The sequence below is a fragment of the Pinirhizobacter sp. genome (genome assembly GCF_035317885.1).
GTDB lineage: Bacteria > Pseudomonadota > Gammaproteobacteria > Xanthomonadales > Rhodanobacteraceae > Pinirhizobacter.
Genome location: NZ_DATHFX010000070.1, coordinates 1 through 9,618, shown reverse-complemented (window position 1 = coordinate 9,618; position 9,618 = coordinate 1). Strand labels below are relative to the sequence as shown.

Genomic DNA, 9,618 nt, shown 5'->3' with positions numbered 1-9,618 from the left:
ACGCTTCTACCGGTTGGTGGAACTGGTGGGCTACTGGTCCATGCTCGATGTCTTCGTGGTGGCGCTGTTGTCGGCGCTGGTGCATTTCCAGGTATTGAGCCGGGTGGAGCCCAAGCCTGGGGTGATCTATTTCGGCCTGGTCGTCGTGCTGACGATGCTGGCCTCGATGAGCTTCGACCCCCGCCTGATCTGGGATCGCAAGGAAACCGATGACTGAGCCTGAACAACCGCGCGACGAGCGCGACGACCTCCCCGAACCCGTGGTGCACAAGCGCCGCGTGGGTATCTCGCTGATCTGGCTGGTGCCGCTGGTGGCGGCCGCCGTCGGCGTCTCGCTACTGGTGCACGGCTGGCTGGGGCAGGGGCCGGCCATCACGGTAACCTTCCAGACCGCCGAGGGACTGGAGGCCAACAAGACCCAGGTGAAATACAAGAACGTGGTGATCGGCAAGGTCACGCAGATCGCGCTGAACCACGATCACAGCCAGGTGAGGGTGAAAATCGACCTGGAAAAGAACGCCGAGAGTTTCGCCACCAAGGACACCCGCTTCTGGGTGGTCAGGCCGCGCGTGGGCATCGGTGGCGTATCGGGTGTCGATACCTTGTTCTCCGGCGCCTTCATCGGTGCCGACACCGGCGACTCCCCCGACGAACAGGATGAATTCAAGGGTCTGGAAACACCGCCACCGGTACTGCACGGCCAGCCCGGCAAGCGCTTCACCCTGCACAGCGGCGACTTGGGCTCGCTGGACATCGGCTCGCCGGTGTATTTCCGCCGCGTGCAGGTGGGCCACGTGGTGTCCCATGCGCTCGATGAAGACGGCAAGGGCGTGAGCCTGCAGGTTTTCATCGATGGGCCCAACGACAGGTACGTGTCGAAGTCGTCACGCTTCTGGAACGCCAGCGGCGTGGATGTATCGCTCGGCGCCGATGGCCTGAAGCTCAACACGCAGTCCCTTGCCACGGTGCTGGCCGGCGGCGTGGCTTTCCAGTCGCCCAACGGCCCGCACGATGACACTCCCGCTGAAGAGAACGCCAACTTCGACCTCTTCAACGACCAGGGCACGGCGATGGCACCGCCCGATGGCGAGCCGCGTTATATCCGCATGCGCTTTGACCATTCGCTGCGTGGCTTGCGCGTGGATTCGCCGGTGGAATTCCTCGGCATCAACGTGGGCAAGGTGGTGTCGGTGAACCTCGACTACGACATCCGGGCCCAGCGCTTCCCGGTGATCGTGGGTGCCGTGGTGTACCCCGAGCGCCTGGGCAAGGCCCATCAGAAACTGATGGCCGCGGCGGTCGGCAGGGGCGATACCGACTGGTCGCAGATGGTCGGCCGCCTGGTCGACCATGGCCTGCGCGCTCAGGCGCGAAGCGGCAACCTCCTTACCGGCCAGCTGTACATCGCCATCGACTTCGATCCCAAGGCCAAGCCTGTCACATTCGATCCCGCGGCCAAGCCGCTGGAGTTGCCCACCACGTCCGGCAACTTTGACAAGATCCAGGAACAGCTGGGCAGCATCGTGGACAAGATCCAGAAGATTCCCTTCGATACCATCGGCAAGAACCTCGATGAGAGCCTGAAGCAACTCTCCGGCACCTTGAAGCAGGTGAACGAGAATCTGGCGCCGGAGGCCACCAAGACCTTCAAGCAGGCGCAACAGACGCTGGGCGCGGCCAACAATGCCTTGTCGGACGACTCCCCGTTGCAGCAGAACCTTGGCCAGACCCTGCAGGAACTGCAGCGCACGGCCCGCTCGCTGCGGGTGCTTACTGATTACCTGTCCCGCCATCCGGAGTCGTTGATCCGCGGCAAAGGCAAGGATGCAGCGCCGGCGCCAGCTCCACCACCGCCGGCCGCGCCGACCACCTCCACGAACCCGCCGCAAGGGAGCAAGCCATGATCCGCCGGATGCCGCTGTTAGCCCTCGGGATGCTGGCCGGCTGCGCCTCGGCACCCACGCAGTACCACACGCTGGTGCCGCGTGCCGTGGCACCCACCACGTCGCCGGCGGGTTTCGTGGTGGAAGTGCTTCCGGTGGCGGTGCCGCCCCAGGTAGACCTGCCGCAACTGGTGCTGCGATCGGGTGCCTCCGACGTGCAGGTGCTGGAAAACCAGCGCTGGCTGGCGCCGCTGGGCGATGAAGTCCGCGGTGCATTGTCCGCCGATATCACTTCGGCACTGAACACCCACGATATTTACGGCCTGGCCAGGCCTCCGGGCAGCACCGACATCCGCATCAAGGTCGACATCCGCCGCTTTGATTCCGAGCTGGGCGGCAGCGCCACCGTCGAAGCCAGTTGGACGCTGCGCAAGGTGGATGGCCTGGAAGGATCGAGCCTTGCCTGCGCCACGCGGGTGAGCGAGCCGGCCGGCAGCGACTACGCAGGCCTGGTGCAGGCGCATCAGCAGGCACTTGCCCGCCTCTCAGGTGCCATTGCCCAGGCGACGCGCGCGCTGGCCTCGGGTTCGGCATCGGGCTGCCCCACGGTGGACGGCGGCTGAAAAGCGCCCCGGCCATGGCGAAGCGGGCCGGGCTTGGGCTAACCTGTCGCGTTGACCCACCCCGCTTTACCGGTACGGATATCCATGCAGCACGACACTGACCAGGCGCCCCGCGAAGTCGGGAGTTACCACCCGGCCGCCGTGGAAGAAGGCGCGCAACGCTTCTGGAACGAGCAACGCGCCTACGAGGTGAAGGAAGACCCTTCCCGCGAGAAGTATTATTGCCTTTCCATGCTGCCGTACCCGTCCGGTGCGTTGCACATGGGTCACGTGCGCAACTACACCATCTCCGACGTGATCAGCCGCTACCAGCGCATGCTGGGCAAGAACGTGCTGCAGCCGATGGGATGGGACGCCTTCGGCCTTCCCGCCGAAAACGCCGCCAACAAGAACAAGACGGCCCCGGCGAAGTGGACGTACCAGAACATCGACCACATGCGCGAGCAACTGAAGCGCCTGGGGTTCGCCTACGACTGGACCCGCGAATTCGCCACCTGCGATCCGGACTACTACCGCTGGGAACAGTTGATGTTCACGCGGTTGATGAAGAAGGGCCTCGCCTACCGCCGCAATGCAGTGGTGAACTGGGATCCGGTCGACCACACGGTGCTTGCCAACGAGCAGGTGATCGATGGGCGCGGCTGGCGCTCGGGCGCGCTGGTGGAGAAGCGCGAGATCCCGCAGTGGTTCCTGCGCATCACCGACTACGCGCAGCAGTTGCTCGACGGCCTTGATACCTTGCCCGGCTGGCCGGATGCGGTAAAGACCATGCAGCGCAACTGGATCGGCCGCAGCGAGGGCCTGGATATCCAGTTCACCGTACCGGGCGAAGCCGATCCGCTCACCGTGTTCACCACTCGCCCCGATACGCTGATGGGCGCGACCTTCGTGTCCATCGCCGGCGAGCACCCGCTGGCGCAGAAGGCCGCGCAATCGAACCCGGCGCTTGCCGCATTCCTTGCCGACATGCGCCAGGGCGGCGTGTCCGAGGCCGAGCTTGAAACCCAGGAAAAGCGCGGCATGGACACCGGCGTGAAAGCCGTGCACCCGGTGTCGGGCGAAGAAATACCCGTGTGGGTGGCCAACTTCGTATTGATGGGCTACGGCACCGGCGCCGTGATGGCCGTGCCCGGCCACGACGAGCGCGATTTTGAATTCGCCAACAAGTACGGCCTGCCGATCCGCCAGGTGATCGCGGTGGAAGGGGAAACCTTCGATCCGAAGCACTGGCACGACTGGTATTCCGATAAAACACGCAGCGACCTGCGCGTGGTCAACTCCGGCGATCTGGACGGCAAGAATTACCGCGAGGCGTTCGAATTCCTCGCAAGCAAGCTCGAAGCGTCGCACCTGGGCCAGCGCCGCGTGAACTGGCGCCTGCGCGACTGGGGCGTGAGCCGCCAGCGCTACTGGGGTTGCCCGATCCCGGTGATCCATTGCCCAAGTTGTGGCGATGTACCCGTGCCCGAAGACCAACTGCCCGTAGTGTTGCCCCAGGATGTCGCCTTCAGCGGCGTGGTGTCGCCGATCAAGGCCGACCCGGAATGGCGCAAGACCACATGCCCCACGTGCGGCGGCCCGGCCGAGCGCGAAACGGACACCTTTGATACCTTCATGGAATCGAGCTGGTACGTGGCGCGCTACACCAGCCCCAAAGCCAACGCGATGGTGGATGAACGCGTCAATTACTGGATGCCGGCCGATCAATACGTCGGCGGCATCGAGCACGCGATCCTGCATCTTCTGTACTTCCGCTTCTATCACCGGCTCATGCGCGACGAGGGCATGGTCAAGGGCGATGAACCGGTAACCAACCTGCTTACGCAGGGCATGGTGGTGGCCGAAACCTTCTACCGCGACGAAGCCAACGGCGGCAAGCACTGGTACAACCCGGCCGATGTCGACATCCTGCGCGACGAGCGCGGCCGCATCACCGGTGCAACCTTGCGCGAAGACGGCGCCCCGGTGCACATCGGTGGCATCGAGAAGATGTCCAAGTCGAAGAACAACGGCGTGGATCCCCAATCGATGGTGGGCAAATACGGCGCCGACACTGTGCGCCTGTTCTCCATGTTCGCCGCCCCGCCGGACCAGTCGCTGGAATGGAACGAGGCTGGCGTGGAAGGCATGAGCCGTTTCCTGCGCCGCCTGTGGCGCGAAGTGCAGGCGCATGTCGATGCCGGTGCCGCGCCCGCGCTCAACATTGCCTCGCACGACGGCGCCCAGAAAACCATGCGCCGCCAGCTGCACGAGACCATCGCCAAGGTCGGCGACGACATCGGCCGCCGGCAATCCTTCAACACGGCGATCGCCGCGCTGATGGAGCTGATGAACGCCCTGGCCAAATTCGACGACGCCTCGCCGCAGGGCCGCGCCGTGCGCCAGGAAACGCTCACCGCCGTGGTGCTGTTGATCAACCCGTTCACCCCGCATGCCAGCCACGCCTTGTGGCAGCTGCTGGGCCATGCAGAGTCCGTGCTGGAAGACCAGGCGTGGCCCGTGGCCGACCCCGCCGCCATGGTCCGGGACTCCCTGACCCTGGCCGTACAGGTCAATGGCAAGCTTCGCGGTACCATCGAGGTACCGGCCGCGGCTTCGAAGGAAGACGCCGAGGCCGCGGCGAAGGCCGACCCGGCCGTGGCCAAGCAGCTCGAGGGGCTCACCATCCGCAAGGTGATCGTGGTCCCGGGCAAGATCGTCAACATCGTCGCAGGATGATTTCCATGCTCCGCATGCTCCGCCTCCCGCTGTTGCTCGTCGCCCTGGCCGCCCTGTCGGCCTGCGGTTTTCACCTGCGCCGAAGCGCGGCACTGCCCGATTCGATGAAGCAGGTGCACCTGACCGTGAGCGGCGGCGGCAAGCTGGAGCGCAGCTTGAGCCGCGCCCTGGAACTGGCCGGCTCCACCGTGCTCGACCACGGCGGTACCGGCATCGCGGAGCTGAAGGTGCCCACGGCGGCCTTCAGCACGCAAACGCTGACCGTCGGCGGCTCGGCCCGCGTCACTGAATATTCCGTGCGCTACCACGTCGACTTCAGCCTTTCCGATGGCCAGGGCAACGTGGTGATCCCGCAGCGGGGCATCGACATGTCGCGCGACTTCAGCTACGACGCGCTCAACACCATTGGTACGGCGGCGCAGACCGAACAGCTGCAGAACAGCCTGGTGGACGACATGGTGCAGTCGATCCTGTTCCGCCTGGAAGCCGCCGCGAAGCATCCGGAGGTGATCCAGCCCGCTGCCACCCCGGCGCCCAAGGCCGACTGACGCACCCATGCCGCTCAGCCCGGGACAGTGGCAGAAGCAGCTCGCGGCCAGCGAGCTGGCCCCGGTGTACCTGCTGGCCGGCGAGGAACTGCTGGTGCTCGAGGCCGCCGACGCCCTGCGGGCCCAGGCGCGGCGCCTGGGGTACGACGAGCGCGAAGTGCTCGAAGCCGACGCCCGCTTCGACTGGGACGACCTGGCCCGTGCCGGTGCGGGCATGTCGCTCTTTGCCACGCGCCGCCTGATTGACCTGCGCCTGCCCGGCGGTCGCGCGGGCAAGGAGGGCGGGGCGGCGATCACGGCTTATTGCGCAGCGCCGCCGGCAGATACCACCTTGCTGGTCACTGCTACCGAATGGAGCAGCAAGCATGAAAGCGCCTGGAGCAAGGCGATGGATGCCGCCGGTGTGCAGGTGGTGTTCAATGCGCCGCGGCCGAACGAGTGGGCCGCCTGGATCGGCGCACGCCTGGCCTCGCGCGGGGTGAAGGCCACGCCGGGTGCCGCGGCCCTGCTGGCCGAACGAGTGGAAGGCAACCTGCTTGCCGCTGCCCAGGAGATCGACAAGCTGGTGGTGCTGGCGGGCGACGCGCGAGTGGACGAAGCCGCGATGGAAAGCTATGTGGCCGACAGCGCCCGCTTCGATGCCTTCAAGCTTACCGACGCCGCCTTTGCCGGTGACGGCGGCCGCGCTTTGCGCATCCTCGCGGGCCTGAAGGCCGAGGGCGAAGACCTGATCCCCCTGATGGGCTGGGTGGTGAACCAGTTGCAGTTGGCCATGCGCCTGGCCAACGCCCGCGACTTTGCCTCGCAGGCCCGGGCCGAGCGCCTGTGGCAGGCCCGCGAGCAGCTTTTCCGCCAGGCCCTGCGCCGCGCCCCGCGCGAACACTGGCTGGCGTGCCTGGCCCGTGCCGCCGCCATCGACCGCATGGCCAAGGGCCGCGAGCAAGGCGATCCGTGGCGGGCGGCCGAGCGCCTGGTGGCGGCGATCGCCGAGCCGCGCGCGACGACGGCCCTGGCCTGAGCCGGTCGATGCGCCCGCTGGCGATCCTGGGCGGCACCTTCGATCCGGTCCACCTGGGCCACCTCTGCGTGGCCTGGGAAGCGGCCGAGGCGCTCGATGCCGAGATCGCACTGGTGCCGGCCCACGTGCCGCCCCACCGCCCGCCGCCGCGCGCGACGGCGGCGGAGCGGGTGGCCCTGCTCGAGGCAGCGCTTGCCGGCCAGGACGTACTGCGGCTGGACACACGCGAGCTGGAGCGGGACGGCCCTTCCTATTCAGTGGACACCCTCGCCGAGCTCCGCGGGGAGATCGGCCCGGACCGGCCGCTGGTGTTGCTGGTGGGTGCCGATGCCTTCGCGGGCCTGCCGCGCTGGAACCGCTGGCGTGAAATCTTCGGCTTGGCCCATGTCGGCGTACTGACCCGGCCGGGCGAACATCCGGTGCTGGACGACGAACTAGCCGACGAAATCGCGCCCCGGCGCGCACGGGTGCCGACGGGACCGGCGGGGCAGGTGATCCCGATCACGGTGACCGCGCTGGACATCTCGGCCACGGCCATCCGCGACCTGCTGGCCGCCGGACGCATGCCGCGTTACCTGTTGCCGGCGGGGGTGGTGGACCGACCCGGCCTGCTGGCGCCCTACAGGTAAGGCCCCGTAGGCCCTTTCGCTGGCGAAGCCCGACGGGGCTATAATCGGCCCACCTATCCTGAGGTCCGCCCTTTTGAGCCAAAAGTCCAATCGCAAACCGTCCGACGCCCCGAACATCAACGAGACCCTGCGCAAGCGAGTGATCGACGCGCTAGAGGAACTGAAGGCCAAGGACGTCCGCGAACTGGATGTGCGGGGAAAGACCTCCATCGCCGATACCCTGGTGATTGCCTCGGGCACCTCCGCCCGGCACGTCAAATCCATCGCCGACGAAGTGATCAAGTTCGCCAAGCAGGCGGGCGTGATGCCGCTGGGCGTGGAAGGCCAGGTCGAAGCCGAATGGGTACTGGTGGACCTGGGCGACATCATCGTCCACATCATGTTGCCGCGCATCCGCGAGTTCTACGGCCTTGAGCGGCTGTGGACGCTTGGCGACGATGGCGCCGAAGCCGCCAACGACTAACGTGCGCTGATGCGCGCGCGTCTTATCGCCGTTGGCGAACGCATGCCCGCGTGGGTCGCCGAAGGTTTTGGGGAATACCGCAAACGCCTGGCACACGACCTACCACTGGAGCTCGTCGAGCTGAAGCCTGGCTTGCGTGGCAAGGGCCGCGACGATGCGCGCGCGATGGCCGACGAGGGCGCGGCGATCCTTGCCGCGTTGCCGCGCGATACCCACGTGGTGGCCCTGGACGGACGCGGCAAGCCGTGGTCGAGCGAAGAGCTGGCCACGCAACTCGCCGCGTGGCGGATGTCCGGACGTGACCTCGCCTTCCTGATCGGCGGCCCCGACGGTCACGCCGCCGAGGTACTGGCCCGCGCCGACCAGCTTTGGTCGCTCGGTCCACTGACTCTTCCACACATGCTCGTTCGCCTGGTGCTTGCCGAGCAGCTTTACCGTGCCACCACACTGCTGGCCGGCCACCCCTACCATCGGGCCTGACATGCTTTACCTTGCATCGCAATCGCCACGCCGCCGGCAACTCCTGGCGCAGATCGGCTTCGCTTTCGAACCGCTGGACCTGGATATCCCCGAAGTCCGCGAGCCACACGAAACACCGTTGGCTTACGTCACGCGCGTCTCGGGCGAAAAGGCCGTGGCAGGGAGGCGCAAGGTGTCGGCGATGGACTTCGTGCTGGCTGCCGATACCGAGGTGGTGCTGGACGACGAAGTCTTCGGCAAGCCCGTCGACGATGATGACGCCGCCGGCATGCTGCGGCGCCTGTCGGGCCGCACGCATGAGGTGATATCCACCGTGTGGCTGGTGGGGCCGGAATTCGCACGCTCCGTGACGTCGACGTCACAGGTGCGCATGATGGCGCTGGACGAAGACGCCATCGCCGACTACCTGGCCACCGGCGAGCATCGCGGCAAGGCCGGTGCCTATGCCATCCAGGGCCATGCCGGCGCCTTCATCGAGCATCTCTCAGGCAGCTTCACCGGCGTCATGGGCTTGCCGTTGCACGAAACGCATTTGTTGCTGCATGCCGCCGGCATTCGCCGGGCCGCCTAAGCTAGCGCACGCGAGCGTGCAGCCGCTGCGTGTGATCCAGTTCGAAGCTTAAAGTCCGGCCCAGCGAGTGCGCGGCCGCGGCCGCCAATGACACCCCGAGGCCAGCATGTCCCGCTTCGCCGGTGTGTTTGCGCCAGAAGCGGTGGCCGAGCTGCCCGATGTCGGCCTGGCTGAGCTCGGGTGCATCGTTGGCTACATCCAGGGCCTCGCCATGGCGGGACAGCAACACGCGGCTGGCTTCCGGTGCGTGGCTCACCGCATTGGCAATCAGGTTGCCCATGAGCATGTCCAGCAGGGCCGGGTCGGTGATCATCGTGCTGCCGGGTTCGAAGCCTTCAATGTCCAGTTCAAGCCCGCGTCGTGCGATGGTGGCCTGGTGCAGGGCAAGCGTGCGGGCCAGCCATGCCCCCATGTCCACCGGCTCGCGGCGGGCGGGCTCGAAGCCGGCCTCCAGCCGGGTCAGTTCCAGCAGGGCGGTGACCGTGGCCTCGAGCTCTGCGCCGATCGCGCCGACCTCGGCCATCACCTCTTGTGGGCTTCGTTCGCTGGGAAAGCGGGTTTCAACGTCCACGAGGCTGCGCAGTTCCGCCAGGCGGGTGCGAGTCTCGTGGGCCAGCCCGCTGGCGAACTGCCGTTCGCGGGCAAGCACCTCGTCCATCCGGGCCAGCACTTCGTTGAAGCGGGC

Annotated in this window: 11 protein-coding genes; 10 read left to right on the top strand and 1 reads right to left on the bottom strand. The window is 66.8% G+C overall.

The genetic code is table 11. From position 1 onward, the window contains the following. The 10 genes from VK519_RS02215 to VK519_RS02170 all read left to right on the top strand — a co-directional run. Nucleotides 1-217 (top strand): paraquat-inducible protein A (locus VK519_RS02215; protein WP_324347245.1); only part of this gene is annotated, 217 nt, incomplete at its 5' end. Continuing rightward, a complete protein-coding gene (locus VK519_RS02210) occupies nucleotides 210-1,904 on the top strand; it encodes a PqiB family protein (RefSeq protein WP_324347242.1) in 1,695 nt (564 codons plus the stop codon). The genes VK519_RS02215 and VK519_RS02210, both read left to right, overlap by 8 nt. Nucleotides 1,905-1,912: 8 nt before the next feature. Next, entirely contained in the window at nucleotides 1,913-2,506 is a 594-nt protein-coding gene (locus tag VK519_RS02205; protein ID WP_324347240.1) for a PqiC family protein, read from the top strand. A gap of 84 nt (nucleotides 2,507-2,590) precedes the next feature. Beyond that, entirely contained in the window at nucleotides 2,591-5,224 is a 2,634-nt protein-coding gene (leuS, locus tag VK519_RS02200; RefSeq protein WP_324347238.1) for a leucine--tRNA ligase, read from the top strand. Nucleotides 5,225-5,229: 5 nt separating this feature from the next. Continuing rightward, complete coding sequence (locus VK519_RS02195; protein ID WP_324347236.1) at nucleotides 5,230-5,772, top strand: LPS-assembly lipoprotein LptE; 543 nt, start codon at nucleotides 5,230-5,232, stop codon at nucleotides 5,770-5,772. Between the two features lie 7 nt (nucleotides 5,773-5,779). Further along, nucleotides 5,780-6,790, top strand: a complete 1,011-nt coding sequence (holA, locus tag VK519_RS02190; RefSeq protein ID WP_324347234.1) for a DNA polymerase III subunit delta — start codon at nucleotides 5,780-5,782, stop codon at nucleotides 6,788-6,790. Between the two features lie 8 nt (nucleotides 6,791-6,798). After that, nucleotides 6,799-7,419 carry a nicotinate-nucleotide adenylyltransferase gene (gene nadD / locus VK519_RS02185; RefSeq protein ID WP_324347232.1) on the top strand — a complete coding sequence of 207 codons (621 nt, stop codon included), beginning with the start codon at nucleotides 6,799-6,801 and terminating at the stop codon, nucleotides 7,417-7,419. Between the two features lie 115 nt (nucleotides 7,420-7,534). Continuing rightward, nucleotides 7,535-7,882 carry a ribosome silencing factor gene (gene rsfS / locus VK519_RS02180; RefSeq protein ID WP_324347247.1) on the top strand — a complete coding sequence of 116 codons (348 nt, stop codon included), beginning with the start codon at nucleotides 7,535-7,537 and terminating at the stop codon, nucleotides 7,880-7,882. 9 nt (nucleotides 7,883-7,891) lie between these two features. Next, nucleotides 7,892-8,362 (top strand): 23S rRNA (pseudouridine(1915)-N(3))-methyltransferase RlmH, encoded by a 471-nt coding sequence (rlmH, locus tag VK519_RS02175; protein ID WP_324347230.1) that lies wholly within the window; start codon nucleotides 7,892-7,894, stop codon nucleotides 8,360-8,362. 1 nt (nucleotide 8,363) lies between these two features. Beyond that, entirely contained in the window at nucleotides 8,364-8,933 is a 570-nt protein-coding gene (locus tag VK519_RS02170; protein ID WP_324347228.1) for a Maf family protein, read from the top strand. 1 nt (nucleotide 8,934) lies between these two features. Here VK519_RS02170 and VK519_RS02165 read toward each other — a convergent pair. Further along, on the bottom strand, nucleotides 8,935-9,618 hold a 684-nt coding region (locus VK519_RS02165; RefSeq protein WP_324347226.1), incomplete at its 5' end, for a sensor histidine kinase.

Excerpts from the sequence above, each read along its gene's own strand:
- VK519_RS02210 (WP_324347242.1), top strand. The coding sequence starts at position 210 with ATGACTGAGCCTGAACAACCGCGCGACGAGCGCGACGACCTCCCCGAA.
- VK519_RS02205 (WP_324347240.1), top strand. The coding sequence starts at position 1,913 with ATGCCGCTGTTAGCCCTCGGGATGCTGGCCGGCTGCGCCTCGGCACCC.
- leuS (WP_324347238.1), top strand. The coding sequence starts at position 2,591 with ATGCAGCACGACACTGACCAGGCGCCCCGCGAAGTCGGGAGTTACCAC.
- VK519_RS02195 (WP_324347236.1), top strand. The coding sequence starts at position 5,230 with ATGCTCCGCATGCTCCGCCTCCCGCTGTTGCTCGTCGCCCTGGCCGCC.
- holA (WP_324347234.1), top strand. The coding sequence starts at position 5,780 with ATGCCGCTCAGCCCGGGACAGTGGCAGAAGCAGCTCGCGGCCAGCGAG.
- nadD (WP_324347232.1), top strand. The coding sequence starts at position 6,799 with ATGCGCCCGCTGGCGATCCTGGGCGGCACCTTCGATCCGGTCCACCTG.
- rlmH (WP_324347230.1), top strand. The coding sequence starts at position 7,892 with ATGCGCGCGCGTCTTATCGCCGTTGGCGAACGCATGCCCGCGTGGGTC.
- VK519_RS02170 (WP_324347228.1), top strand. The coding sequence starts at position 8,364 with ATGCTTTACCTTGCATCGCAATCGCCACGCCGCCGGCAACTCCTGGCG.